We start from the raw sequence: 26,497 nt of genomic DNA on the forward strand, positions 1-26,497 counted from the left end.
TCCGCCCGTCCTTCTAAGGTCCAAACTGCGACGATCTTTGTCCATGGACCGGCTCGCCGCCAGGGGGTGAGGGTGGGGCCATGAGCACGTTCGCTGTGGGTGACGAGGACTTTCTGCTCGACGGGCGGCCGGTGCGGCTGCTGTCGGGGGCGCTGCACTACTTCCGGGTGCACGAGGGGCACTGGGGACACCGGCTCGGGATGCTGCGGGCGATGGGCCTGGACTGCGTCGAGACGTACGTGCCGTGGAACCTGCACGAGCCGGAGCCGGGCCGGTGGGCGGATCCGGAGGCGCTGGGCCGCTTCCTGGACGCGGTGGCGGCGGCCGGGATGCGGGCGCTGGTGCGCCCGGGGCCGTACATCTGCGCCGAGTGGGAGAACGGCGGGCTGCCGCACTGGGTGACGGGCCCGCTGGGCCGGCGGGTGCGGACCCGGGACCCGGAGTTCCTGGCGCCGGTGGAGCGGTGGTTCCGGCGGCTGCTGCCGCAGGTGGTGGCGCGGCAGGCGGACCGGGGCGGGCCGGTGGTGATGGTCCAGGTGGAGAACGAGTACGGGAGTTACGGGAGCGACGCCCGCTATCTGGAGTGGCTGGCGGGGCTGCTGCGGGAGTGCGGGGTGACGGTGCCGCTGTTCACCTCGGACGGGCCCGAGGACCACATGCTGACGGGCGGTTCGGTGCCGGGGGTGCTGGCGACGGCGAACTTCGGCTCGGGCGCGGAGGAGGGGTTCGCGGTGCTGCGCCGGCACCGGCCGTCGGGGCCGCTGATGTGCATGGAGTTCTGGTGCGGCTGGTTCGACCACTGGGGCACGGGGCACGCGGCGCGGGACGCGGGGGACGCGGCGGAGGCGCTGCGGGAGGTCCTGGAGCGCGGCGCGTCGGTGAACGTCTACATGGCGCACGGGGGCTCGAACTTCGGCGGCTGGGCGGGGGCGAACCGTTCCGGGGAGCTGCACGACGGGCGGCTGCTGCCGACGGTGACCTCGTACGACTACGACGCGCCGGTGGACGAGTGGGGGCGGGCGACGGAGAAGTTCCACCGCTTCCGGGAGGTGCTGGCGCCGTACGCTGCGGGGCCGCTGCCGGAGGTGCCGGCGCCGCCGGCCCGGCTGGCGGCGCCGGTGCGGGCGGACCTGGCGGAGTGGGCGCCGCTGGACGCGGTGCTGGCGGCGCTGGGCGGCGCGGAGGTCGAGGCGGGGGCGCCTCCGTCCTTCGAGGAGCTGGGCGTGGACCGGGGTCTGGTGCGGTACCGCTTCTCCGTGCCGGGTCCCCGGCAGCCGTATCCGCTCCGGGTGACGGGGCTGCGGGACCGGGCGCAGGTGTGGGTGGACGGCGTCTTCGCCGGGGTGCTCACGGAGGAGGAGGCGGCGCTGCCGGAGCCGGTGGCGGGGCCGGCCGTGGTGGACCTGTGGGTGGAGTCGCTGGGCCGGGTGAACTACGGGCCGCGGCTGGCCGAGCCGAAGGGGATCACCGGCGGGCTGCTGCACGAGCGGCAGTACGTGCACGGGGTGCGGGCCCGGGGGCTGCGCCTGGACGCGTTCGCGCCGGAGGCGGTGGACGGCCGGGTGCCGTTCCGGAAGGCGGCGGAGCGGGGCGACGGCCGGGGGTTGTACCGGGCCTCGGTGGAGGTCGAGGGCGCCGGCGACGCGGAGCTGCGGCTGCCGGGCGCGGGCCGGGGCTTCGTCTGGGTGAACGGCTTCTGCCTGGGCCGGTACTGGCCGGGGGCGGGCCCGCAGGAGGGCCTGTTCGTGCCGGGGCCGGTGCTGCGGGAGGGCGCGAACGAGGTGTGGGTGCTGGAGGTGGAGCCGGCGGCGGGGGGTGGTGGGCCGGAGGCGGTGGAGCTGGGCTGTCCGTTCTCACATTGAACAAGGGGTTCAGGCGCGGAGGGGCCCCGGGGCGCTGTGCCGCCCCGGGGCCCCCGTCCGGTGGGTTACAGCGTGGCCGCGGCCGACTTGATCGCGGCGGCGAAGGTCGAGACCTCCGTGTAGACGCCGGGGTAGCCGGCCCGCGCACAGCCCTCGCCCCAGCTCACGATGCCGACCTGGATCCAGGCGCCGGCGTTGTCCTTGCGGAACATCGGGCCGCCGGAGTCGCCCTGGCAGGTGTCGACGCCGCCCTGGCTGTAGCCGGCGCAGATCTCCTCGGACGGGACGAGGTCGCTGCCGTAGGAGGCCTGGCAGGAAGCGTCCGAGACGAAGGGGACGTTCGCCTTGAGCAGGTAGCGCTGCTGCGCGCCGCCCTCGCGGGCCGCGCCCCAGCCGGCCACGGTGAAGGTGCCGCTGTTGTAGGCGGTGGTGTCGGCGATCTTCAGGTTGGGCAGCGAGGTGATGGGGCTGGCGAGCTTGATGAGGGCCCAGTCCTTGCCCTTGCCGTTGTAGCCGGGGGCCTGGAGGACCTTGGTGGAGCGGACCTTGATGGCGCTGCTCGACTGGAGGTCGACGACGCCGGCGGTGGCGGTGATGGAGGTGTTGTTGCCGGAGCCGCTGACGCAGTGGGCCGCGGTGAGGACGATCTGGGGGCTGATCAGGGAGCCGCCGCAGCCCATGGAGAGCCTGACCATCCAGGGGAACTCGCCCTGGGCGGCGCGGGTGCCCCCGACGACCGGGGCGGGGGCCGCGGTGGCGCTGGAGACGGGCTGGAGGCTGAGGGCGGCGAGGGCCACGGCGCCGGCGGCGGCGAGTTTCTGCAGGGTGCGGACGAGTCGGTTCTTCTGCACGGTCTGCCTTCTCTCGTGGGGGGTTGACGCATGGGGGGTGCGGCCGTGACGGCGGGTCGCGCAGGCCCGGTGATGACATGCGCCCGTCAAGGCATGTCCGGATTATGGACAGCCCTCAACTGCCGCCACAAGGAAGCCTTTTCGGCCAAGCGCCCGAGTCGGACCGTACAGTGGGAGCGGGGGTGGAGCGCGCATGACGGACCGCCACAGGGCCGACCGGGTCGGCGAGGACGCCCACGGGGTGCGGCACGGCTTCCCCCACCGGGAGGCCGTACGGGCCTCGCTCACCGCGCTCTACCGCCGCCTGGGACCCGACGGCGTCGACCGGTACGCCACCTCCGTGGCCGCCGCCGACGTGGCCCTCTCCCCCGGCGAGGACCCGCTCCTCGGCGCCACCCGGGTGGCCGGGGTCCTGGTGCGCCACCTGCTCCTCCCGGAGGCCCGGATGGTGGTGTCGTTCCGCACGATGGAGCACGCCGCCACCGTCGAACTCGCCGCGGGGCCCGAGTACTTCGTCGAGCTCAACGAGCGCTTCCGGACCCGCACCCGGGACATCGGCGCCGCCCTCGCCCACGAGACCGCCCACGTCCTGCTGCACCGCCTCGGCCTCGGCTTCCCCGACGCCGGGCGCAACGAGATCCTCACCGACGTGGCGACCGCCTACCTGGGCGCGGGCTGGCTGCTTCTCGACGCCTTCCGGCAGGACGGCGCCGAGAGCCAGAAGCTCGGCTACCTGACCCCGGAGGAGTTCGGCTGGGTGCTCGCCCAGCGGGCCGAGCGCTTCGGTGAGGACCCCTCCCCGTGGTTCACCAGCGCCGTCGCGTACGAGGCGTGGCGGCGGGGCCGGGCCGAGGCCGACCGGGAGCGGCGGCTGCCCCCGCTGGCCGGGGCGGGCTGGGCGGACCGGCGCCGCTACGGCCGGGAGCGGCGCCTGGGACGGGCCGCGCCCGGCGCCCCGTACGGCTTCGACGGCGGCGCGCCGGCGAGCGCGGTGACCTTCCCCTGCCCGGTCTGCCGCCAGCGGCTGCGCGTCCCGGCCGGCCGCGCCCTGCGCGCCCGCTGCCGGCTGTGCGGGACGCTCCTCGACTGCGCCGGGTGAAACCTCCGCGACTCCTCCGGCCGCCGGTGCGACCATGCGTGCATGACGCGGAGTTTCGAGGAACTGGTGGCGGAGGCCGAAGCGGCCCCGATGGAGGGCTGGGACTTCTCCTGGCTCGACGGGCGGGCCACCGAGGAGCGGCCCTCGTGGGGCTATCAGCGGCTGCTCGGCGCGCGGCTGGCCAGGGCCTCGGCCGCCCTCGACATCCAGACCGGCGGCGGGGAGGTGCTCGCCGGGGCCGGGCCGCTCCCCGCGCTGACCGCCGCGACCGAGTCCTGGCCGCCGAACGTGGCGAAGGCGACCCGGCTGCTGCACCCGCTCGGCGCGGTCGTCGTGCACGACGAGGACGAGCCGCCGCTGCCCTTCGGGGACGCGGCCTTCGACCTGGTCGTCAGCCGCCACCCGGTGACCGTCTGGTGGGAGGAGATCGCGCGCGTGCTGCGGCCCGGCGGCACCTACCTCTCCCAGCAGGTGGGCCCGGCCAGCGTCTTCGAGCTGGTCGAGTACTTCCTCGGGCCGCAGCCGGAGGAGGTCCGCCGCGCCCGGCACCCCGAGGACGCCCGGCGGGACGCGCGGGCGGCCGGCCTGGAGGTGGTGGACCTGCGGGCGGAGAGGCTGCGGACCGAGTTCCGGGACGTGGGCGCGGTGGTCTGGTTCCTGCGGAAGGTGATCTGGATGGTGCCCGGCTTCACGGTGGACGCGTACCGGGACCGGCTGCGCGAGCTGCACGAGCGGATCGGCCGGGAGGGCCCCTTCACCGCGCACACCGCCCGCTTCCTCATCGAGGCCCGCAAGCCCTGACCGGACCGGGACGGATTTGCGCCGGAAGCGGACGGCGGGTCAGGGTCGGTGCATGAGCACGCTGTTCGACGCCATCGGCGCCGGGGACGAGGACGCGGTCGTACGGGCGCTGCGCGGGGGCGCCGACCCGGAGGCCGACGACGGCGGGGAGACCGCCCTCTACCGGGCGGCGGTCGCCGACGAGCCGGGGATCGTCCGGCTGCTGCTCGCCGCCGGGGCCGACCCCGGCCGGGCGAGCGGCCCGGACGGCGGGGACCTGCCGCTGTGCGGGGCGGCCTGCGGCGGCCACGCGGGAACCGTGCGGGCGCTGCTCGCGGCGGGCGCCCGCCCCGATCAGGAGGAGGAGTTCGGCTTCACGGCGCTCGCCTGGGCCGTCCGGCTCGGGCACGCGGAGACCGTGCGGGCACTGCTCGACCACGGCGCCGACCCCGACCGCCCCGGCCCCGACGGGCTGGTCCCGCTGGTCGCGGCCGCCCGGCGCGGCTCCACCGCCTGCGTGCGGGCGCTGCTCGACCACGGGGCGCGGGGGGCGGCGCCGGCGCTGCGGGAGGCGCGGCGGTGGATTGGCGTGGACGTGGCGGCCGAGCTGCGGCGCGGTCTGGTCGCCGGGAACGGCGGCGGGGAGACGTACGAGGCCGTGGTCCGGCGGGTCCGGGAGGACGGCGGGGTGACCGTGGTGGTCGAGCTGCTGCGGGAGGACGGCCGGCCCGGGAGCGGCGACGAGCGGCAGACCGGGCACGCGGCCGTCGCGACGCTCCTGGAGGCGGCGCTCGGGCGGCGCACCCCGCACGAGGAGCTGGCGGCGCGGGCGCTGCGCTGCGGGGATCCGGAGCTGGACGACTGGACGACGGCGGTGGCCGAACTCGCGGGGCGGGCCGACGAGGAGACCTTCGTGGCGGCGGCCGGCTGGTGCGCCTACCGCGATCCGCTGCGGCAGGCGCTCGGCGCGCGGGTCCTCGGGGCGCTGCCGGGGTTCGCGGCGAGCGCGGTGCCGGTGCTGCGGCGCCTGGCGGCGGAGGCGGCGGGCCCAGCGCGGGAGCCGGTCCTGTCGGTGGTGGCGGCGCTGGGGGCGTGCGGGGAGCCGGCGGCGGTGCCGGAGCTGCTCGCCGCCGCGGACCACCCGGACCCGGAGGTGCGGCGGGCGGTGGCGGGCGCGCTGGCCGGGCTGGTGCCGGCCGGGCACATGGAGGCGCTCGGGGTGCTGCTGGGGCTGAGCCGGGACGGGGACGCGCGGGTGCGGGACTGGGCGGTGCTGGCCCTCGCCGAGCTGCCGGACGACACCCCGCTGGTGCGGGAGGCGCTGGCGGAGCGGCTCGCCGACCCCGATCCGGAGACGGCGGCGGAGGCGGCCCGCGGCCTGGCGATCCGCCAGGACCCGCGGGCGGTGGACGCGCTGGCGGCGGTCCTCGCGGACGGCGAACCGGACGGCGCGCCCCGGGAGACGGCGCTGGCCGCCCTGGAGTTCGTGCGCGACGCCCGGGTCAGGACCCGGCTGGAGTGGATCCCCCCGCGCGGCCGCTGACGGCCCGGGCGGCCTCCGTCACGGTCGTGCGGGAGGACCGGGGCCGCCCGCCCCTTCCCGACCCCTCCCGCCCGGCACCACCGGGCTGCTACCTTCCCCTCGATGTCACCTAACTAATGTTTGGTGGAAAGGAAGTCCGCCATGCCCCTGTCGAGACGCGCCCTGCTGGGCGCCGGCGGCGCCACCGCCGTCCTCGCCGCGGTCGCCCCTCCGGCCGCCGCCCGCCCCCGGACCGCCGCCCCGATCCGCCTGGTCCCGCTCCAGGGGGCGGTGAACGTCCGCGACCTGGGGGGCCGCCCCACCCTCGACGGCGAGCGGGTCCGGCACGGCCTCGTCTACCGGGGCGACCACCTCGGGAAGCTCACCGACGCCGACCTGGTCACCCTCGGCGGGCTCGGGCTCGCCCGGGCCGTCGACTTCCGGATCCCCACGGAGGTCGGGCACGACGGCGCCGACCGGCTCCCCGCCGGGGTCGCCGCCGTGGCCCGGCCGATCACCGACAACGGCCTCTTCGGGCGGCTGACGGCCGCGATCGGCTCGCGCGACCCGGTGCTCCAGGAGCAGCTGCTCGGCGGCGGACGGGCGGCGGCCTTCATGGCGGACGTCTACCGGACCTTCGTCACCGACGCGGCGAACCGGGAGGCCTTCGGACGGACCCTGCGCGACATCGCCGCGCCCGGCTCCGGACCGGTGCTCTACCACTGCACCTCGGGCAAGGACCGGACCGGCTGGACCAGTTGGCTGCTCCTCCGGCTCGTCGGCGTGCCGGAACGGTTCGCCACCGAGGACTACCTGGCCTCCAACACGATCCGCGCCGCCTACGACGCCCGCGTCCGCGAGGGCCTCCGGCAGGGCGGCCTGATGCGGAACCCGGAGCTGATCGTGCCCCTCCAGGAGGTGCGCCGGGAGTACCTGGACGCTGCCCTCGGCGAGGTCCGCGCCGGCTACGGCGGCCTGTACCGCTATGTGACGGCCGGCCTGGGCCTGGACCCGCGCACCCTCGCGGGCCTGCGGGAGCGGCTGGTCGGCTGACGCGGGCGCGGCGCGGTCCGTGCGGGGGCCGCGCCCGCCCGCGTACGACGGGGGCGTCAGCCGCCCGTGGCGATGCCGTCCAGCACCATCGACAGGTACTGGCGGGCGATCTCCTCCGGGCGGTGCCGGCCGCCCGGCCGGTACCAGGACGCGGCGACCCAGACGGTGTCGCGGACGAAGCGGTAGGTGAGCCGGACGTCGAGGTCGGCGCGGAACGCCCCCTCCGCCACGCCCCGCTCCAGGGTGCCGAGCCACGCCTTCTCGAACCGGCGCTGCGACTCGGCGAGGTAGTGGAAGCGGGGCAGGTCGGTGAGGTGGCGGGACTCCTTCTGGTAGATGGCGACCGCGGCGCGGTGCCGGTCGATCTCCCGGAAGGACTCGGTGACCAGGGCCTCGATGGTCTCCCGGGGGCCGAGGTCGGCGGCGAGGACGGCGTCGTACCCCTCCCACAGCTCCGTGAGGAAGGACGAGAGGATCTCGTCGAGCATCGACTCCTTGGAGTCGAAGTGGTAGTAGAGGCTGCCGGCGAGCATGCCGGCGGCGTCCGCGATCTTCCGCACGGTGGTGGCGTTGTAGCCCTGGGCGGCGAACACCTCGGCGGCCGTGTCGAGGAGTTCGCGGCGCCGCTCGGGCGCGGCGGCGTTCGCCTGGTTCTTCTTCTTGGTCGCTGACACCCGCCCATTGTCGTCGCTCCGGACCGCGCGTGCTCAGGGGGCGGACCGCGCACGCTCAGGAGGCGGACCGCTCCGCCTTGCTGCGCTCCACGCAGAACTCGTTGCCCTCCGGGTCGGCCAGGGTCGCCCAGCCGGTCCCGTCCGCGTTGCGGTGGTCGCCGACGAGGGTCGCGCCGAGGGCGAGCAGCCGCTCGACCTCCTCGTCGCGGGTGCGGTCCTGCGGCTGGAGGTCGAGGTGGACGCGGTTCTTGACGGCCTTCGGCTCCGGGACCCGGATGAAGAGGAGGGCGGCTCCCTCCGTCTCGACGAGGGCCATGGGGTCGCCGGGGTGGTCGTCGTCGGAGAGCTTGCCGTCCAGCACCTGTGCCCAGAACCCGGCGAGGGCGTAGGCGTCGGCGCAGTCGATGGTCACGTGGCGTACGAGAGAGCTCATGCGCCCATGGTCTCCTCCCACGCCCGCCGCGGCCACCGGTTTCAGCCGCGGACGATGCCCTGGGCGCGGGCGGCGGCGAGCCAGCGGGGGAACTCGGCGACCAGCCGGTCGTACAGCTCGGCGTCCGTGACCCGGCCGGGCTCCCTGCCGGCGTGGAAGAAGCCGGAGTTGTCCACGCACCGCCGCTCGGGGACGGCGAGTTCGTCGAGCCGGCGCAGGAAGTCGAACTGCTTGCTGCCGGGGTCGCCGAAGCCGACGAACTGCCAGAAGAGCGGCAGCCGGGCCGCCTTGCACACGTACCGCTCGGCGGCGAGCCGGTTGACGGGGCCGCCGTCGGTCTGGAAGACGACGAGCGCGGGCGCGGTGGAGCCGCTGTCGAGGTAGTGGTCGATGACGGCGTCCATGGCGAGGTGGTAGCTGGTCTTCCCCATGTGGCCGAGGCCGGAGACGATCCGGTCCACCCGGCCCTGGTGGTCGTCGAGCCGGATCTCGGTCTCGGCGTCGACCTCGGTGGAGAAGAAGACGACCGGCACCCGGCCGTCGTCGTCGAGCTGGGCGGAGAGCCCGAGGACCCGGTCGGCGAGGGCCTGGACGCTGCCGTCGTTGTAGTACGGCTTCATCGAGCCGGAGTAGTCGACCACCAGGTAGACGGCGACGCGCTGGCCGTCGACGCCGTGCCGGCGCAGCGACTCCCCCGCCGTTTTGTAGAGGCTCACCAGCGCGGGCGCGGTCTCCTCCACCTTGCGCAGGCTCAGTGCCATGTCAGCGCTCCCCCTCGGCTCTCTCGATGTCGGCGGGCATGGCCTCGGCCAGGTCGCGTTCGGCTGCGTGGTACCGCTCGGCCCGGGTGAGGGTGGGCCGCGGGTGGGCCCACGCCTCGTCGGCGCCGCGGCTCGCTGGAGATCCGGCTGAAGGACGGGTTCCAGCAGAAGAGTCCGAGCGAGCGGTCGGCCCACTTCTTGCAGTCGTACCCGGACGACTCCCGTCCGAGGGAGAGCAGTCCGAGCACCGCCCGGCTCGTCGCGGGGAGCCCGGGTACGGTCGCGTCGTCGTCCTCCACGGACCGCAGTGTACGGCCCTCCCGTCCTCTCCCCGTGCCCATGAGAAGTATTCCGATCAGGCGCACGAGGCTGGACGTACGAGGCCGGGCGGCTGCGGCTCGGCACCCGCGGCCGGCGCTTCTCCGCAGAGTCGGCCGCCCGTGTGGAGCGGCTCCGGGAGATCGGCGTCGACGAGGTGACGTGCCCGATCCAGAGGGGCACGGTGCCGCAGGAGGTCTGCCTGGAGACGATCCGGCAGTGGGGCGAGCGGGTCGTCCCGTCCTTCCGCGCCCGGACGCGCGACGACGCCCGCCCCTGAGTCCTTGGTCGGGGACGGGGCGGGCGTCGCTCGGTTCCGTACGTCGTTGTACGGGACATCCGGGGGCGCGTCAGACCAGCAGGGACCGGTCCGTCGGGCGGATCGGGGCCGGCAGGGAGCTGGCTCCGGTCAGGTAGCGGTCCACGCCGCGGGCGGCGGAGCGGCCCTCGGCGATGGCCCACACGATGAGCGACTGGCCGCGGCCGGCGTCGCCGGCGACGTACACGCCGTCGACGTTGGTGGCGAAGTCCGCGTCGCGGGCGATGTTGCCCCGCTCGTCGAGCTCGACGCCGAACTGCGCGACCAGGCCGTTGACGACGTCGGTGCCGGTGAAGCCCATGGCGAGGGTGACCAGCTGGGCGGGGATCTTCCGCTCGGTGCCCGGCTTCTGGGTCAGCTTGCCGTCGACGAACTCGACCTCGACGAGGTGGAGGAACTGGACGTTGCCGTCCTCGTCGCCCTCGAAGTGGGTGGTGGAGACGGAGTAGACCCGCTCGCCGCCCTCCTCGTGCGCGGAGGTGACCTTGTACAGCATGGGGAAGGTCGGCCAGGGCTGGTTGGCGCTGCGCTCCTCGCCCGGCTTCGGCATGATCTCCAGCTGGGTGACGGAGGCCGCGCCCTGGCGGTGGGCGGTGCCGACGCAGTCGGCGCCGGTGTCGCCGCCGCCGATGACGACGACGTGCTTGCCCTCGGCGCTGATCGGCGAGGCCACGAAGTCGCCCTCGACCACCTTGTTGGCGAGCGGCAGGTACTCCATCGCCTGGTGGATGCCCTTGAGCTCGCGGCCCGGCACGGGCAGGTCGCGGGCGGTGGTGGCGCCGGCGGCGACCACGACCGCGTCGAACCGCTTGCGCAGGTCGGTGGCGGTGATGTCGCGGCCGACCTCGACGCCGGTGCGGAACTTGGTGCCCTCCGCGCGCATCTGCTCGATGCGGCGGTTGATGTGCCGCTTCTCCATCTTGAACTCGGGGATGCCGTAGCGCAGCAGGCCGCCGATGCGGTCGGCGCGCTCGTACACGACCACGGTGTGGCCGGCCCGGGTCAGCTGCTGGGCGGCGGCGAGGCCGGCCGGGCCGGAGCCGATGACGGCGACGGTCTTGCCGGAGAGCCGCTCGGGGATCTGCGGCTTGACGTCGCCCCCGTCCCACGCCTTGTCGATGATGGAGACTTCGACGTTCTTGATGGTGACGGCCGGCTGGTTGATGCCGAGCACGCACGCCGACTCGCACGGAGCCGGGCACAGGCGGCCGGTGAACTCCGGGAAGTTGTTGGTGGCGTGCAGGCGCTCGGACGCCGCCGACCAGTCCTCGCGGTAGGCGTAGTCGTTCCACTCGGGGATCAGGTTCCCGAGCGGGCAGCCGTTGTGGCAGAACGGGATGCCGCAGTCCATGCAGCGGCCGGCCTGCTTGCTGATGATCGGCAGCAGGGAGCCGGGGACGTAGACCTCGTTCCAGTCGCGGACGCGCTCCGCGACGGGACGGGTCTCGGCGACCTCGCGGCCGGTGGTGAGGAAGCCCTTCGGGTCAGCCATGGGTCGCCGCCTCCATCATCTTCTCGGTGGTCTCCCGCTCGGAGAGACCGGCGAGCTCAGCGGCGTCCTTGGCGGCGAGCACTGCCTTGTACGTGGTCGGGATGATCTTGCTGAAGCGGCTCACCGCCGCGTCCCAGTCGGCCAGGAGCTTCTCGGCCACGGTGGAGCCGGTCTCCTCCTGGTGGCGGCGCACGACGTCGTGCAGCCACGCCTTGTCGGCGTCCGACGGGGTCTCGATCGCCCCGTGGTTGCCGGAGTTGACGTTCGACCGGTCGAGGTCGATGACGTAGGCGACGCCGCCCGACATGCCCGCCGCGAAGTTGCGGCCGGTCTCGCCGAGGACGACCGCCGTGCCGCCGGTCATGTACTCGCAGCCGTGGTCGCCCACGCCCTCCGAGACGACCAGGGCGCCGGAGTTGCGGACGCAGAAGCGCTCGCCGGTGCGGCCGCGCAGGAACAGCTCGCCGCCGGTGGCGCCGTACGCGATGGTGTTGCCCGCGATGGTGGAGTACTCGGCCAGGTGGTCGGCGCCCCGGTCGGGGCGGACGATCACGCGGCCGCCGGAGAGGCCCTTGCCGACGAAGTCGTTGGCGTCGCCCTCCAGGCGGAGGGTGACGCCGGCCGGCAGGAAGGCGCCGAAGGACTGGCCGGCGGAGCCGGTGAAGGTGAGGTCGATGGTGTCGGCCGGGAGGCCGGCGCCGCCGAACTTCTTCGTCACCTCGTGGCCGAGCATGGTGCCGACCGTGCGGTTGATGTTGCGGATCGCGACCTGGGCGCGGACGGGCCGGGCCTCCTCGGCGGAGGCGGCGCCCAGGGCCTCGGCGGCGAGCTGGATCAGCTCGTTGTCGAGGGCCTTCTCCAGGCCGTGGTCCTGCTCGACCAGGGCGTGGCGGACCGCGCCCTCGGGCAGCTCGGGCACGTGGAAGAGCGGCTCCAGGTCCAGGCCCTGCGCCTTCCAGTGGGAGACGGCGCGGCTGGTGTCGAGCAGCTCGGCGTGGCCGACGGCCTCCTCGATCGAGCGGAAGCCCAGCTCGGCGAGGAGCTCGCGGACCTCCTGCGCGATGAACTCGAAGAAGTTGACGACGTACTCGGCCTTGCCGGAGAAGCGGTCGCGCAGGACCGGGTTCTGGGTGGCGATGCCGACCGGGCAGGTGTCCAGGTGGCAGACGCGCATCATGACGCAGCCGGAGACGACGAGCGGCGCGGTGGCGAAGCCGAACTCCTCGGCGCCGAGCAGCGCGGCGATGACGACGTCGCGGCCGGTCTTGAGCTGGCCGTCGGTCTGGACGACGATCCGGTCGCGCAGGCCGTTGAGCAGCAGGGTCTGCTGGGTCTCGGCGAGGCCGAGCTCCCAGGGGCCGCCCGCGTGCTTGAGCGAGGTGAGCGGGGAGGCGCCGGTGCCGCCGTCGTGGCCGGAGATGAGGACGACGTCCGCGTGGGCCTTGGACACGCCGGCCGCGACCGTGCCGACGCCGACCTCGGAGACCAGCTTCACGTGGATGCGGGCCGCCGGGTTGGCGTTCTTGAGGTCGTGGATCAGCTGGGCCAGGTCCTCGATGGAGTAGATGTCGTGGTGCGGCGGCGGCGAGATGAGGCCGACGCCGGGCGTCGAGTGACGCGTCCTGGCGACCCACGGGTAGACCTTGTGGCCGGGCAGCTGGCCGCCCTCGCCGGGCTTGGCGCCCTGCGCCATCTTGATCTGGATGTCGTCGGCGTTGACCAGGTACTCGGAGGTGACGCCGAAGCGGCCGGAGGCGACCTGCTTGATCGCGGAGCGGCGCGCCGGGTCGTACAGGCGGTCCGGGTCCTCGCCGCCCTCGCCGGTGTTCGACTTGCCGCCGAGCTGGTTCATGGCGATGGCGAGGGTCTCGTGCGCCTCCTGGGAGATGGAGCCGTACGACATGGCGCCGGTGGAGAAGCGCTTGACGATCTCGGAGACGGGCTCGACCTCGTCGACGGGGATCGACGGGCGGTCGGAGCTGAAGCCGAAGAGGCCGCGGAGCGTCATCAGGCGCTCGGACTGCTCGTTCACCCGGTCGGTGTACTTCTTGAAGATGTCGTACCGCTTGTTCCGCGTGGCGTGCTGGAGGCGGAAGACGGTCTCCGGGTCGAAGAGGTGCGGCTCGCCCTCGCGGCGCCACTGGTACTCGCCGCCGATCTCGAGGGCGCGGTGCGCGGAGGCGATGCCGGTGGCCGGGTACGCCTTGGCGTGGCGGGCGGCGACCTCCTTGGCGATGACCTCCAGGCCGGCGCCGCCGATCTTGGTGGCGGTGCCGTTGAAGTACCGGGCGACGAACTGCTCGTCGAGGCCGACGGCCTCGAAGACCTGGGCGCCGCGGTAGGAGGCGACGGTGGAGATGCCCATCTTCGACATGACCTTGAGGACACCCTTGCCGAGGGCGTAGATCAGGTTGCGGATGGCCTGCTCGGGCTCGATGTCCGACAGGAAGGTGCCGGCGCGGAGCAGGTCCTCGACGGACTCCATGGCGAGGTACGGGTTGACCGCCGCGGCGCCGTAGCCGATGAGCAGGGCGACGTGGTGGACCTCGCGGACGTCGCCGGCCTCGACCAGCAGGCCCACCATGGTGCGCTGCTTGGTGCGGATGAGGTGGTGGTGGACGGCGGCGGTGAGCAGCAGCGAGGGGATCGGCGCGTGCTCGGCGTCGGAGTGCCGGTCGGAGAGGACGATCAGGCGGGCGCCGCCCTCGATGGCGGCGTCGGCCTCGGCGCAGATGGCGTCGATGCGGGCGGCGAGGGCCTCGCCGCCGCCGGAGACCCGGTAGAGGCCGGAGAGCGTGGCGGCCTTCATGCCCGGCATGTCGCCGTCGTGGTTGATGTGGATGAGCTTGGCCAGCTCGTCGTTGTCGATCACCGGGAAGGGCAGGGTGACCGAGCGGCAGGAGGCCGCGTTCGGGTCGAGCAGGTTGCCCTGGGGGCCGAGGGAGGAGCGCAGCGAGGTGACGAGCTCTTCGCGGATGGCGTCCAGCGGCGGGTTGGTGACCTGCGCGAACAGCTGGGTGAAGTAGTCGAAGAGCAGCCGGGGGCGCTCGGAGAGGGCCGCGATCGGCGAGTCGGTGCCCATGGAACCGATCGGCTCCAGGCCGCTGCGGGCCATCGGGGCGAGGATGACGCGGAGCTCTTCCTCGGTGTAGCCGAAGGTCTGCTGGCGGCGGGTGACCGAGGCGTGGGTGTGCACGATGTGCTCGCGCTCGGGGAGGTCGGAGAGCTCGATCTCCCCGGTCTCCAGCCACTCGGCGTAGGGCTGCTCGGCGGCGAGGCCGGCCTTGATCTCGTCGTCCTCGATGATGCGGTGCTCGGCGGTGTCGACGAGGAACATCCTGCCGGGCTGGAGGCGGCCCTTGCGGACGACCCGGGCGGGGTCGATGTCGAGGACGCCGACCTCGGAGGAGAGGACGACGAGGCCCTCGTCGGTGACCCAGTAGCGGCCGGGGCGCAGGCCGTTGCGGTCGAGGACCGCGCCGACCTGGACGCCGTCGGTGAAGGTGACGCAGGCGGGGCCGTCCCAGGGCTCCATCATCGTGGAGTGGTACTGGTAGAAGGCGTGCCGCGCGGGGTCCATGGAGTCGTGGTTCTCCCACGCCTCGGGGACCATCATCAGGACCGAGTGGGGCAGCGAGCGGCCGCCGAGGTGGAGCAGCTCCAGGACCTCGTCGAAGGAGGCGGTGTCGGAGGCGTCGGGCGTACAGATCGGGAAGATCCGGTCGAGGCCCTTGCCGTCGCGGCTCTCGCCGAAGACGTCGGTGGCGAGCTGGGCCTCTCGGGCGGTCATCCAGTTGCGGTTGCCCTTGACCGTGTTGATCTCGCCGTTGTGGGCGACGAAGCGGTACGGGTGGGCGAGCGGCCAGCTCGGGAAGGTGTTGGTGGAGAACCGGGAGTGGACGAGGGCGATGGCGGAGGCCAGGCGCCGGTCCGACAGGTCCGGGAAGAAGGGCTCCAACTGGCCGGTGGTCAGCATGCCCTTGTAGACGAGGGTGCGGGCGGAGAGCGACGGGAAGTACGTCGCGGCCTCGCGCTCGGCGCGCTTGCGCAGCACGAACGCCTTGCGGTCCAGGGCGATGCCGGTGGACTCCCCGTCGGTGACGAAGAGCTGGCGGAAGACCGGCATGGTGGAGCGGGCGGTGGCGCCGAGCAGGGCGGGGGCGACGGGGACCTCGCGCCAGCCGAGGACGGTGAGGCCCTCGTCGGCGGCGATGGCCTCGATCGCGGCGGCGCTCTCGTCGGCGGTGTCGACGGGGAGGAACGCGATGCCCACCGCGTACGCGCCGGCCTCGGGCAGCGCGAAGTCGGTGACCTCGCGGAAGAAGGCGTCCGGGACCTGGAACAGGATGCCGGCGCCGTCGCCGGAGTCCGGCTCGGAACCGGTGGCGCCGCGGTGTTCGAGGTTGCGCAGTACGGTCAGCGCCTGCTCGACCAGCGCGTGGCTGGCCACACCGGTGAGGGTGGCCACGAACCCGACACCGCAGGCGTCGTGCTCGTTACGGGGGTCGTACATGCCCTGGGGGGCGGGGCGACCGTCCATGGGCGACCAGGCGTCGGAACGCATCGGCTCTCCCGTCGTCGTCGTGGCATATGAAGCTGCCGAGGGACGACGTTGGCCCTCCGCGAAATTTCGTGCAGGTTACATGATGGAGTGCTTCTCGCCTAGCGGATAGCTCGTTCCAGCATGCGGACACCTCCGACACGGAGCGGTGGTGTGCGTTCACCTGTTTTCTCTGGGTGCGGGGGCAGTGACGGCTCCGTGACCGCCCCGCGGGGGACGGAACCGTACCGGTCCGTCGGGGGAGGGCTTCGTTGCCCCGCGACGCTTCTGCCTCTTTCCCGTTGGTCACGGGTTCGAAACCGCCGAGTAACCGGCTACATATGTGGCGTCCTGCATAGTGTCTCACCGCCGCACGCCTTCCGACCAGGGATATACGTCACAGCGAGAATGGGGCATACGCCCCGATATGTCACCCCGAAAAGCCCGAGAAGTCCCTTCCGGGGGCTTCTCGGGCTTCTGCGGTGGCACGGATTCCGTCGCGGCTCCCGCGGGTCGGGATCAGGCCGGGCGGGACCGGGTCCCGGGGGTCACACGGCGGCGCCGATGAGCATGCCGAGCCCGTACGTGACGGCCGCGGCGGCACCGCCGAGGACCAGCTGGCGCAGACCGCTGAACCACCAGCCGCGCGCGGTCACCCGGGCCACCAGCGCGCCGCAGCCGAAGAGCCCGAGGAGCGCGAGGAGCACGGCCGGCCAGAGCGACGTGGCGCCGAGCAGGTACGGAAGCAGCGGCAGCAGCGCGCCGAGCGCGAAGGAACCGAAGGACGAGACGGCGGCGACGAGCGGCGACGGCAGGTCGTCGGGGTCGATGCCCAGCTCCTCGCGGGCGTGGATCTCCAGCGCCTGCTCGGGGTCCTTCGACAGCTGCATGGCCACCTCGCGGGCGAGCGCGGGCTCGACCCCGCGGGAGACGTAGAGGGCGGCCAGCTCCTCCATCTCGTCGATCGGGTGCTTGCGCAACTGGCGGCGCTCCACGTCCAGTTCCGCCTGGACCAGCTCGCGCTGCGAGGCCACGGAGGTGTACTCGCCGGCCGCCATGGAGAAGGCGCCGGCCGCGAGTCCGGCGAGGCCGGTGACGACGATGGTGCCCGAGGAGACCGCGCCGCCGGCGACGCCGGTCATCAGGGCGAGGTTGGAGACCAGTCCGTCCATCGCGCCGAAGACCGCGGGCCGCAGCCAGCCGCCGTTCACGTCGCGGTGGGTGTGGTTGTCGCGGTGCGCCTCGTGCAGTGGTGCCTGGGCCTCGATGATGGACATGGTTCTCCCCTCGTTCCGGCGGGCCGGGTCGCACCCGCCGCCCCCAACACCCTCGAAAATACGCCCGATGTAAGGGGCGCGCCAGCAAGGCAGGCCGTACTTAGTAAGGCCCGCCTCAGTGTGGGAAGCCTTGCCTGACGCCCCCTCACCAGGGCGCTCCGCACTGCCGGACGGATGACAGACGGGTGACAGAAGCCGCCCACCGGCGAGTCGTCGGCCCGTCGTGGCACAGATCCAGGCGAGGGGGTACCGCCGAAGAGGTGCCCCGCACCGAGGAAAGGGCGCGCGGAGATGGTGGCCACGACATGCGACACCCGTGAACGGGCGAGGGGGGCGCTGCTCGGCCTCGCCGTCGGCGACGCGCTGGGCGCCCCCGCCGAGAACATGAAACCGTCCGAGATCCGCCGCCGGTGGGGCCGGATCGAGGGCTTCCTGACGGACCGTCCGGCCGGCACGGACGACACCGAGTACGCGATCTTCTCCGCGCTGCTGCTCGCCCGGCACGGCTCGGCCCTCACCGTCGCCCACGTGGAGCGGGCCTGGCACCACTGGATCGCCGACCTCGACGAGGGCCCCTTCCGCGGCGCCGGCTTCTCCGAGCGCGGCACCCTGGAGAACCTCCGGCGGGGCCTGGCCGCCCCCATCTCCGCCCAGCACCGCCACGCGTGGTCGGACGGCCTCGCCATGCGGGCGGCGCCCTTCGGCGTCTTCGCCGCCGGCCGCCCGGCGGAGGCCGCCCGCCTGGTCGCCGTCGACGGGAGCGTCAGCCACGAGGGCGAGGGCATCTACGGCGGCCAGGCGGTGGCCGCGGGCGTCGCGGCGGCGATGTCCGGCGCGACCGTCACGTCCGTGATCGCGGCGGCCCTCTCGGTGATCCCCATGGACTCCTGGACGGCCCGCTCCCTGCGCCGCGCGGTGGTCGCCGCGCAGCGCGTCCAGCCGGACCCGCTCACCCGCGAGCGCCAGGTCCGCTCGGCGGTCGTCATCGGCGGCTACCCCTGGACCGACCTCGCCCCCGAAGCCGTCGGCCTCGCCTTCGGCGCCTTCGCCGCGGCCCGCGGCGACTTCCGCACGGCGGTCCTGACCGCCGTGAACATGGGCCGCGACGCCGACACGACGGCCGCGGTCGCCGGCGCGCTGGCCGGCGCGATGGGCGGCGTCTCCGCGATCCCGGAGCCCTGGGCGACGGCCATCGCCCCCGTCACCGGCAGCTGCCTCCCCTCCATGCGCGGCTACCACGTCCTCGACGTGGCCGACCTCCTCACCCCGGAGCACCCCCGATGAACCCCGACCCCACCACCACGACGCCCCCCACCACCGCCACCACTCCCCCCACCACCTCCGGCGCGCCGGCCGCCCCGGCCGCTCCCCCTTCTCCCACCGCCGCCTCCGGCGGACCCGCCGCCCCGGCCGCTCCCGGCCTCCTCGCGTCCTCCACCTCCCCCCTCACCCCCGCCGCCTCAGGCGCGCCGGCCACCCCCACCGCCCTCTCCGGCACGCCGGCCACCCCCGCCGCCCCGGCGGCTCCCGGCCCCCTCGCTCCCGCCGCCCCCACGCTCCCCGCCGCCTCCGGCGCGCCCGTCGCCCCGCAGGCTCCCGCCGCTCCCCCCGCCCCCGCTGTGGGCAGGCGTTCCGCGGGGCGTGGGGGTTCCCCCTCCGGGGGAGGGCGGGCACAGACACCGGTGCGGGGGGCCGCCCCGGTGACGGCTGCCCCGCCGGACGCCACCCCGGTGCCGGACGCCGCCATGAAGGCCCACGCGGGGGCCTGGCCCCGGGAGGAGCGGGGGCCGGCCGGCCGGACGAGGGCGAGCCGCGCCAGGATCGAGGGCCTCCTGCTCGGCCTCGCCGCAGGCGACGCCGCCGGCTGGCCCGCCGCCCGCCACCGCGCCGCCCGGATGCCCGAGTGGACCCGCCGCCTCACCCGCGAGCTCGACACCTTCGCGGAGCAGAACGCCACGACCACCCTCCCCGTCCCGATCGCCCTGAACCAGCCCCCCGAGCCGCTGCGCCTCGGCCCCTCCGACGACGCCGAGTGGGCGGCCTTCACGGCGGAGGCGGTCCTGGCCGCCGACGGCCCCCTCTTCGCCGCCCTCCCTCCCGAGCGCCGCCTCCACGCCGCCGTGGACCTCGCCTGGAACCACCTCGCGGGCCAGGTCGCCGCCGCGGCCGACCGCGCCCCCGAGATCGAGTCCGCCGTCCTCCCCCTGCGCGCGCGCATCTCCGTCCGCGCCGGCCTCGGCAACCTCGCGACCGGTCTGCGCCCGCCCGCCACCGGCCACGACAACCCGCACTACTTCGACGACGCCGCCTGCGTCCGGGCCGCCGTCCTCGCGGTCGTCCACCCCGGCGACCCCCGCGCCGCCGCCGAACTCGCCGAGTTCGACGCCCGGTACACCCAGGACGGCGACGGCGTGCACGGCGCCCGGGCCACCGCGGCGGCGGTCGCCGCGGCGCTCGGCGGCGCGGACGCCGGGACCGCCGTGGAGGCCGCGCTCGCCGAACTCCCACCGGTCACCGAGATCGGCCGCAACGCCCGCCACGCCGTCAAGCTGGCCCGCACCGCCGACTCCGCCTTCGAACTGGTCCCCCTCCTGGAGCACCAGATCGTCGACCACGTGTACAGCTACGGCATCGCCGCCGCCGAGACCGTCCCCGTGGCGCTCGCGCTGACCGTCGCCGCGCGTGGCGCGATGGCGGCGGCGGTCCCGGCCGCGGCCTGCCTGTCCCGGGTCGCGGACTCCGCGCCCGCCCTGGCCGGCGCGCTCACCGGCGCGCTGGGCGGCGGCCGTTCGGTCCCGGCGAGCTGGCGGGACGCCTGCCGGACGCTCTCGGGCTGCGCGCTCCCCCGGCTCGCCGGCACCGACCTGGTGGAACTCGCCGGGCTCCTCGGAGCCACGGAACCAGCGCCCCCAGGTGGACAATTCAGACATGACACCCACTCTGGATGACCGGATCACCGGAAGTCTCCTCGGTGCCGCCGTGGGCGACGCCCTCGGCGGCCCCGTGGAGGGGTACACCCCCGAGCAGATCGCCGAACGCCACGGCGGCCGGGTCACCGGCGTCGTCGGCCCCTGGAACGGCGACTCCTGGCGCACCGCCCGCCCCATCGCCCCGTACCACAAGGGCGACGGGCACGTCACCGACGACACCCTGATGACCCACGCCCTGATCCGGGTGTACGAGACGGTCCGCGACCACCTCGACGCGTACGCGGTCGCCGACCACCTCGTCCCCGAACTCATGGGCTCCCCCGTGTGGATCCCCGAGCTGGAGGCCGAGGCCCTCCCGCTCCAGCGGATCTTCCTCGCCGAGAAGTGGCTCGTCGCCCGCCTCCACTACGGGCACCACGACCCGCGCGAGGCCGGCTCCGGGAACATCGTCAACTGCGGCGCCGCGATGTACATGGCCCCGGTCGGCCTGGTGAACGCCGCCGACCCGCACGGCGCCTACGCCGAGGCCCTCGACGTCGCCGGCGCCCACCAGTCCTCGTACGGCCGCGAGGCCGCGGGCGTCTTCGCGGCGGCGGTCGCGGCGGCCTGCGTCCCCGGCGCCACCCCGCGCACGGTCGTGGACACCGTCCTCGCCCTCGCGAAGGACGGCACCCGCGCCGCGATCGAGGCGGTCGCCGAAGTCGCCGACCGGCACCGCGACTTCGAGTCCGCCCTGGTCCCGCTGCGCAGGGCGGTCGCCCCGTACGACTCCGTCGGCCCCGACTACCGCAACCCGGGCCTGGACGCCCGCCGCCCCTCCCGCCTCCACTCCATCGAGGAGCTGCCGATCGCGCTCGGCATGCTGCTGGTCGGCGAGGGCGACTACCGCCGCACGGTCCTCGGCGCGGTCAACTACGGCCGCGACTGCGACTCCATCGCCACCATGGCGGGCGCGGTCGCCGGCGCCCTGCACGGCGAGGCGGCCGTCCCCGCGGACTGGGCGAAGCGGGTGGCGGAGGCAAGCCGCCTCGACCTGCACGCCCCGGCGCGGGCCCTGACCGCCGTGGCCCACGAGGTCTTCGCCCGCGACACCGCCCGTCGCCGGGCCCACGAGTCCGCCCGCGCCGCCCTGACGGACGCCTCCCGGTGACGCCCGCCGCCCCGGCCCCCGGCGACGCCCCCGTACGGCTCACCTGGGTGCAGCCCGAGGACCTCGTCGGGCACGAGCTGCGGCAGGCCGCCGAGGACGGGCGGGAGGCCGGGGAGATCGCCGGCCGCTGGTTCGCGGCCGGCGGCCACCCCGCGCCGCCCACGGCCGGCGCCTCTCCCGGCGCCGGTCCCGGGCTCCGGGCGCTCGCCGAGGAGCTGCTCGACGAACTCGCCGCCCTCCCCTCCCCCCTCGCCGACGCCGAGCCCACCGCGCTCGACGCGATCCTCGCCGCCTGCCCCGCCCCGCCCGCCCCGTCCCCCGGCGGAGCGGCCCACGACCCCGCCCTCCGCGACCGGCTGCACGCGGCCTGGCTCGGGCGCGCCGCCGGCTGCCTGCTCGGCAAGCCCGTCGAGAAGCTGCCGCTCGACGCGATCCGGGCCCTCGCCCGGGCCGCCGGGAACTGGCCGCTCCGCGACTGGTTCACCGCCCGCGGGGTGCCGCCGGAGCTGCTCGCGGCCCATCCCTGGAACCGCCGCTCCGCCGCCACCTCGCTCGCCGAGACCATCGACGGGATGCCCGAGGACGACGACCTCAACTACCCGCTCCTCGCCCTGCTGCTCCTGCGCCGCCACGGCCGCTCCTTCACCACCGCCGACGTGGCCCGGCTCTGGCTGGACGAACTCCCCGCCGGCCGCGCCTTCACCGCCGAACGGATCGCCTACCGCAACCTCCTCGACGGCGTCGAGCCCCCGCTGACCGCCCTGCGCCGCAACCCCTTCCGGGAGTGGATCGGCGCCCAGATCCGGGCCGACGTGCACGGCTGGACCCACCCCGGGGACCCGGCCGCGGCCGCCGCCCAGGTCCACCGGGACGCCGTCCTCAGCCACACCGGCAACGGCGTCCACGGCGCGATGTTCGTCGCCGCCACGGTGGCCGCCGCCGCGGGCGGCACCGCCGACGTCCACCGGGCGCTGGCCACCGGCCTCTCCGTCGTCCCGCCCCGCTCCCGGCTCGCCGAGGCGGTCCGGTACGGCATCGCCGCCGCCCGCACCACCCCGGACCTCGACACCGTCGTGGACCGGCTGCACGCCCGGTACGGCGGGTACCACTGGGTCCATGCCGTGCCGAACACCGCGCTGCTCGCCGCGGCCCTCACCCACGCCGACGGCGACTTCACCCGCTCGATCTGCGGTGCGGTCTCCGGCGGCTGGGACACCGACTCCAACGGCGCCACCGCCGGCTCCGTCGCCGGCCTCCTGGCCGGCCACCCGGACCGGCTCCCCGACCGCTGGACCGTCCCCCTGAAGAACCGGCTCGCGACCTCGGTGCCGTCCTTCGACGGCATCGGCTTCGACGCCCTCGCCGATCTGACCCACCTGGAGGCAGTACGCCCATGACCAGCATCGTGGTGCTCGGGAGCACCAACATGGACCTCGTGGCCTACGTGGCGAAGGCCCCGGCCCGCGGCGAGACGGTCACCGGCCGCTCGTTCCGCACGATCCCCGGCGGCAAGGGCGCCAACCAGGCGGTCGCCGCCGCCCGCGCGGGCGGCGAGGTCGCCATGATCGGCGCGGTCGGCTCCGACGACTTCGGATACCGGCTCCGCGACACCCTGGAGCACTGCTCCGTCGACACCGACCTGCTCCGCACCGTCGAGGGCCCCTCGGGCACCGCCCACATCGTCGTGGACGACGAGGGCGGCAACGCCATCGTCGTGGTGCCCGGCGCCAACGGCACCGTCACCTCCCTCAGCCAGGGCGACGAGGCCCTGATCGCCACCGCCGACCTGCTCCTCCTCCAGCTCGAACTCCCGCTCTCCGCCGTCGTCGACGGCGCCGCGCACGCCCGCAGGCGCGGCGTGAAGACCGTCCTCACCCCGGCTCCCGTCCAGCCGCTCCCACCCGAACTCTTCGACGTCACCGACCTGTTGGTGCCCAACGAGCACGAGGCCACCTCGCTCACCGGCCGCGCCGACCCGCACGCCGCCGCGCTCGCCCTCCTCGACGCCGTCCCCGAGGTCGTCGTCACCCTCGGCGCGGCCGGCTGCCTCTACGCGGCGCGCGGCGCGGAGCTGCTCACCGTCCCCGCCCCCCGGGTGCGGGCCGTGGACACCACCGCGGCCGGCGACACCTTCGTCGGCGCCCTCGCGGTCGCCCTCGGCGAGGGCCGTCCCGTGCCCGAGGCGCTGACCTGGGCCGGCACGGCCGCCGCGCTGTCCGTCCGGCGCGAGGGCGCGTCGACCTCGATGCCGTACCGCACCGAGATCGACGCGGCCCTCGGCACCCCCGAGACCCTGGAGGCCGATCCCGCATGACCGTCCCGCCCCCGTCCGAGAAGCTCCCGCCCCTCCACGGGCTGCGCGTCCTCGACCTGGCGACGCTCTTCGCCGGGCCGCTGGCCGCCATGATGCTCGGCGACTTCGGCGCCGACGTCGTCAAGGTCGAGCACCCCCGCAAGCCGGACCCGTCCCGGGGCCACGGCCCCGCCAAGGACGGGGTGGGCCTGTGGTGGAAGGTGCTGGGCCGCAACAAGCGGACCGTCACCCTCGACCTGTCCGCCCCCGGCGGCCGGGACGCCCTGCTCCGGCTGGCCGCCGACGCCGACGTGATCGTGGAGAACTTCCGCCCCGGCACCCTGGAACGCTGGGGCCTGGGCTGGGAGGAGCTGTCCGCGGTCAACCCCCGCCTGGTACTGGCCCGGGTCACCGGCTTCGGCCAGTTCGGCCCGTACGCCCACCGCCCCGGCTTCGGCACCCTCGCCGAGGCGATGAGCGGCTTCGCCGCGATCACCGGCGAGCCGGACGGCCCGCCGACCCTGCCCCCCTTCGGCCTCGCCGACTCGATCGCCGCCCTCGCCACCGCGTACGCGGTGATGACCGCGCTCGCCGCCCGGGCGACGACCGGCGAGGGCCAGGTCGTCGACATGGCCATCATCGAACCGATGCTCTCCGTCATCGGCCCCCACGCCCTCTGGTACGACCAGCTCGGCTACGTCCAGCCGCGCACCGGCAACCGTTCCCGCAACAACGCCCCCCGCAACACGTACCGGACCTCCGACGGCTCCTGGGTGGCCGTCTCCACCTCGGCGCAGTCCATCGCCGAGCGGGTGCTGCGCCTGGTCGGCCGCCCCGAGCTGATCGACGAGCCCTGGTTCGCCGACGGCACGGGCCGGGCCGCCCACGCCGAGGAGCTCGACGAGGCGGTCGGCACCTGGATCGCCCGCCACACCCGTGACGAGGCCATGTCCGCCTTCGAGAAGGCGGAGGCGGCGATCGCCCCGGTCTACGACGTCCGGGACGTCCTCGACGACCCGCAGTACCGGGCGCTCGGCACGGTCACCGAGGTCCCGGACCCGGAGCTGGGCCCCATCCGCATGCAGAACGTCCTCTTCCGGCTCTCCGGGACCCCGGGCGGAATCCGCTGGGCCGGCCGCCCGCACGGCGCCGACACCGACGAGGTCCTGACGGCGGCCGGCTTCGCCCCGGCCGAGATCAGCGCCCTGCGCGCCCAGGGGGCGGTATGAGCGCCCCCGGCTCCGTGAACGGCGGGCGGCACCGCGGCCGCCTCCCCCTCACCTGGCTGTACGCCCCCGGCGACCGCCCCGACGTGGTCGGCAAGGCGCTCGGCTCCGGCGCCGACGTCGTCATCGTGGACCTGGAGGACGCGGTCGCCCCGGACCGCAAGGCGTACGCCCTCGACGCCACCGCCGACCTGCTCTCCGACGTCCACCCGGTCCCGGTGCACGTCCGCATCCACACCCCGCGCGACATCCCCGTCCTGGCCTCCCTCCCCGGCCTCGGCGGTCTCCGTGTCCCCAAGGTGGCACACGCCTCCGACATCCACCGGATCAGCGAGCTGGCGCCGGGCCTGCCGCTCTACCCGCTCCTGGAGAGCGCGCTGGCCGTGGAGCACGCGTACGCCATCGCCACCGCCCACCCGGCGGTCCGGGGCCTCTCCCTCGGCGAGGCCGACCTCCGCGCCGACCTGGGGGTGCGGGAGGACGGCGGGCTCGACTGGCCGCGCAGCCGGATCGTGGTCGCCGCCCGTGCCGCGAAGCTGCCGCCTCCGGTGCAGTCGGTCCACCCCGACGTCGGGGACCTCGCGGCGCTCGCCGCCGGCTGCGCCCGGGGCCGGGCGCTCGGCTTCCTCGGCCGGGCGGCCATCCACCCCCGGCAGCTGCCGGTCATCGAGCGGGCCTACCTGCCGACCCCGCAGGAGGTCGACGCGGCCCGCGCGGTGGTGGCGGCGGCCGAGACCGACCGGGGCGCGCTGGCCCTGGCGGACGGGCGGTTCGTGGACGCCGCGGTGGTGGCGGGCGCCCACCGGGTCCTCGCCCTCGCGGAGCGCGTCTGCTGAGCCGTCCCCGGGCACGCGCGAGGGCCGCCGGGACCTGTGCGGTCCCGGCGGCCCTCGTGTCGTGCGTGCGGGAGGGGGTCAGCCCTTGGCGGCCGACCCGGCGCCGTTCCCCGCGCCCTTCTCCACGCCGTCGGAGTCACCGGAGGCGTCGGAGTCGTCCGGGCCGCCGTCCGCGGCGTCCTCGCGGCCGTCCGCGTCCTCGGTGTCCGCCGCCGCGTCCGCCGCGTCCTCGGGGCCGTCGGCCTTCTGCGTCTCCACCGGCTTGCGCGAGCGGGGCTCCACGACCTCCTCGCGGCCCGGGCGGACCCGCGCCGAGACCACCATGTAGACCACGGCCAGCACGAAGACGACGATCGCGGTCCACACGTTGAGCCGCAGGCCCAGGATGTGGTGGGCCTCGTCGACGCGCATGTACTCGATCCAGCCGCGGCCGGCGCAGTAGGCGGCCACGTACAGGGCGAAGGCACGGCCGTGGCCGAGCTTGAAGCGGCGGTCGGCCCAGAGGACGAGGAGGGCGACGCCGACGCACCACAGCGACTCGTAGAGGAAGGTCGGGTGGTAGAGCCCGGCCTCGCGGTTGGCGCTCTCGGTGATCTTCAGGGCCCACGGCAGGTCGGTCGGCTTGCCGTACAGCTCCTGGTTGAACCAGTTGCCCCAGCGGCCGATGGCCTGCGCCAGCGCGATGCCGGGCGCGATGGCGTCCGCGTACGCCGGCAGCGGGATGCCCCGGCGGCGGCAGCCGATCCAGGCGCCGACGGCGCCGAAGGCGATGGCGCCCCAGATGCCGAGGCCGCCCTCCCAGATCTTGAAGGCGTCGACCCAGTTCTCACCCTCGCTGAAGTACAGCTGGTAGTCGGTGATCACGTGGTAGAGGCGTCCGCCGACGAGGCCGAAGGGCACCGCCCAGACGGCGATGTCGGCCACGGTGCCGGCGGTGCCGCCCCGGGCGATCCAGCGCTTGTTGCCGAGCCAGACGGCGACGAAGACACCGAGGATGATGCAGAAGGCGTAGCCGCGCAGCGGGATCGGTCCGAGGTGGAGGACACCGGTCGACGGGCTGGGAATGTAGGCAAGGTCCATG

At 74.8% G+C, this 26,497-nt stretch carries 20 protein-coding genes and 1 pseudogene; 13 read left to right on the forward strand and 8 right to left on the reverse strand.

Going from position 1 to position 26,497, the window contains the following annotated elements; all coding sequences use genetic code 11:
* Window positions 1-80: 80 nt before the first annotated feature.
* Window positions 81-1,862: a beta-galactosidase family protein gene (locus tag ACFW6A_RS00900; RefSeq protein WP_351841158.1), complete on the forward strand. Its 1,782-nt coding sequence runs from the start codon at window positions 81-83 to the stop codon at window positions 1,860-1,862.
* Window positions 1,863-1,927: 65 nt separating this feature from the next.
* On the opposite strand, the gene ACFW6A_RS00905 is transcribed toward ACFW6A_RS00900, so the two are convergent.
* Window positions 1,928-2,713 carry a serine protease gene (locus ACFW6A_RS00905; protein WP_351841156.1) on the reverse strand — a complete coding sequence of 262 codons (786 nt, stop codon included), beginning with the start codon at window positions 2,711-2,713 and terminating at the stop codon, window positions 1,928-1,930.
* 193 nt (window positions 2,714-2,906) lie between these two features.
* Between ACFW6A_RS00905 and ACFW6A_RS00910 the strand changes: the two genes are divergently transcribed.
* The 4 genes from ACFW6A_RS00910 to ACFW6A_RS00925 all read left to right on the forward strand — a co-directional run bounded on the left by ACFW6A_RS00910 (window position 2,907) and on the right by ACFW6A_RS00925 (window position 7,167).
* Window positions 2,907-3,812, forward strand: coding sequence for a hypothetical protein (locus tag ACFW6A_RS00910; protein ID WP_351841154.1), 906 nt, complete (start codon window positions 2,907-2,909; stop codon window positions 3,810-3,812).
* Between the two features lie 42 nt (window positions 3,813-3,854).
* Window positions 3,855-4,613: a methyltransferase domain-containing protein gene (locus ACFW6A_RS00915; protein WP_351841152.1), complete on the forward strand. Its 759-nt coding sequence runs from the start codon at window positions 3,855-3,857 to the stop codon at window positions 4,611-4,613.
* Between the two features lie 52 nt (window positions 4,614-4,665).
* A complete protein-coding gene (locus ACFW6A_RS00920; RefSeq protein ID WP_351841150.1) occupies window positions 4,666-6,135 on the forward strand; it encodes an ankyrin repeat domain-containing protein in 1,470 nt (489 codons plus the stop codon).
* 141 nt (window positions 6,136-6,276) lie between these two features.
* On the forward strand, window positions 6,277-7,167 hold the full coding sequence (locus ACFW6A_RS00925; protein WP_386638026.1) for a tyrosine-protein phosphatase: 891 nt from the start codon (window positions 6,277-6,279) through the stop codon (window positions 7,165-7,167).
* 56 nt (window positions 7,168-7,223) lie between these two features.
* Here ACFW6A_RS00925 and ACFW6A_RS00930 read toward each other — a convergent pair whose 3' ends face one another.
* Genes ACFW6A_RS00930 through ACFW6A_RS00940 form a run of 3 tightly spaced genes read right to left on the reverse strand, consistent with a single transcriptional unit; the run spans window position 7,224 to window position 9,035 of the window.
* Complete coding sequence (locus ACFW6A_RS00930) at window positions 7,224-7,841, reverse strand: TetR/AcrR family transcriptional regulator (RefSeq protein WP_351841146.1); 618 nt, start codon at window positions 7,839-7,841, stop codon at window positions 7,224-7,226.
* 55 nt (window positions 7,842-7,896) lie between these two features.
* A complete protein-coding gene (locus ACFW6A_RS00935; RefSeq protein ID WP_351841144.1) occupies window positions 7,897-8,274 on the reverse strand; it encodes a VOC family protein in 378 nt (125 codons plus the stop codon).
* Window positions 8,275-8,315: 41 nt separating this feature from the next.
* Complete coding sequence (locus ACFW6A_RS00940; RefSeq protein ID WP_351841142.1) at window positions 8,316-9,035, reverse strand: VWA domain-containing protein; 720 nt, start codon at window positions 9,033-9,035, stop codon at window positions 8,316-8,318.
* Window positions 9,036-9,471: 436 nt separating this feature from the next.
* Here ACFW6A_RS00940 and ACFW6A_RS00945 point away from each other — a divergent pair.
* Window positions 9,472-9,633 (forward strand): annotated as a pseudogene (locus tag ACFW6A_RS00945) (LLM class flavin-dependent oxidoreductase); the annotation flags it as partial.
* Window positions 9,634-9,703: 70 nt separating this feature from the next.
* Here ACFW6A_RS00945 and ACFW6A_RS00950 read toward each other — a convergent pair.
* The 3 genes from ACFW6A_RS00950 to ACFW6A_RS00960 all read right to left on the reverse strand — a co-directional run bounded on the left by ACFW6A_RS00950 (window position 9,704) and on the right by ACFW6A_RS00960 (window position 16,981).
* Entirely contained in the window at window positions 9,704-11,164 is a 1,461-nt protein-coding gene (locus ACFW6A_RS00950) for a glutamate synthase subunit beta (protein ID WP_351841138.1), read from the reverse strand.
* Window positions 11,157-15,728: a glutamate synthase large subunit gene (gene gltB / locus ACFW6A_RS00955; protein ID WP_351841136.1), complete on the reverse strand. Its 4,572-nt coding sequence runs from the start codon at window positions 15,726-15,728 to the stop codon at window positions 11,157-11,159. The genes ACFW6A_RS00950 and gltB overlap by 8 nt, the downstream gene beginning before the upstream one ends.
* Window positions 15,729-16,252: 524 nt before the next feature.
* On the reverse strand, window positions 16,253-16,981 hold the full coding sequence (locus ACFW6A_RS00960; RefSeq protein WP_351841134.1) for a VIT1/CCC1 transporter family protein: 729 nt from the start codon (window positions 16,979-16,981) through the stop codon (window positions 16,253-16,255).
* A gap of 291 nt (window positions 16,982-17,272) precedes the next feature.
* Between ACFW6A_RS00960 and ACFW6A_RS00965 the strand changes: the two genes are divergently transcribed.
* From ACFW6A_RS00965 to ACFW6A_RS00995, 7 genes are read left to right on the forward strand one after another with little or no spacing between them, the layout of a single operon-like run.
* The gene (locus ACFW6A_RS00965) at window positions 17,273-18,265 is read left to right on the forward strand and encodes an ADP-ribosylglycohydrolase family protein (protein ID WP_351841132.1); all 993 of its coding nucleotides are present in this window, start codon (window positions 17,273-17,275) and stop codon (window positions 18,263-18,265) included.
* The gene (locus ACFW6A_RS00970) at window positions 18,262-19,929 is read left to right on the forward strand and encodes an ADP-ribosylglycohydrolase family protein (RefSeq protein ID WP_386638032.1); all 1,668 of its coding nucleotides are present in this window, start codon (window positions 18,262-18,264) and stop codon (window positions 19,927-19,929) included. Before ACFW6A_RS00965 ends, ACFW6A_RS00970 begins: the two co-directional genes overlap by 4 nt.
* Window positions 19,910-21,061 carry an ADP-ribosylglycohydrolase family protein gene (locus ACFW6A_RS00975; protein WP_386478907.1) on the forward strand — a complete coding sequence of 384 codons (1,152 nt, stop codon included), beginning with the start codon at window positions 19,910-19,912 and terminating at the stop codon, window positions 21,059-21,061. The genes ACFW6A_RS00970 and ACFW6A_RS00975 overlap by 20 nt, the downstream gene beginning before the upstream one ends.
* A complete protein-coding gene (locus tag ACFW6A_RS00980) occupies window positions 21,058-22,458 on the forward strand; it encodes an ADP-ribosylglycohydrolase family protein (protein ID WP_386638035.1) in 1,401 nt (466 codons plus the stop codon). The genes ACFW6A_RS00975 and ACFW6A_RS00980 overlap by 4 nt, the downstream gene beginning before the upstream one ends.
* Entirely contained in the window at window positions 22,455-23,375 is a 921-nt protein-coding gene (gene rbsK, locus ACFW6A_RS00985) for a ribokinase (protein ID WP_386638038.1), read from the forward strand. The genes ACFW6A_RS00980 and rbsK overlap by 4 nt, the downstream gene beginning before the upstream one ends.
* On the forward strand, window positions 23,372-24,583 hold the full coding sequence (locus ACFW6A_RS00990) for a CoA transferase (RefSeq protein ID WP_351841124.1): 1,212 nt from the start codon (window positions 23,372-23,374) through the stop codon (window positions 24,581-24,583). The genes rbsK and ACFW6A_RS00990 overlap by 4 nt, the downstream gene beginning before the upstream one ends.
* A complete protein-coding gene (locus tag ACFW6A_RS00995) occupies window positions 24,580-25,416 on the forward strand; it encodes an HpcH/HpaI aldolase/citrate lyase family protein (RefSeq protein ID WP_386478912.1) in 837 nt (278 codons plus the stop codon). Before ACFW6A_RS00990 ends, ACFW6A_RS00995 begins: the two co-directional genes overlap by 4 nt.
* 78 nt (window positions 25,417-25,494) lie before the next feature.
* Here the strand turns inward: ACFW6A_RS00995 and lgt are convergent, their stop codons facing one another.
* Entirely contained in the window at window positions 25,495-26,496 is a 1,002-nt protein-coding gene (gene lgt / locus ACFW6A_RS01000) for a prolipoprotein diacylglyceryl transferase (protein WP_386638041.1), read from the reverse strand.
* Between the last annotated feature and the right edge of the window lies 1 nt (window position 26,497).

The organism is Streptomyces sp. NPDC058758, assembly GCF_042746075.1.
Taxonomy (GTDB): domain Bacteria; phylum Actinomycetota; class Actinomycetes; order Streptomycetales; family Streptomycetaceae; genus Streptomyces.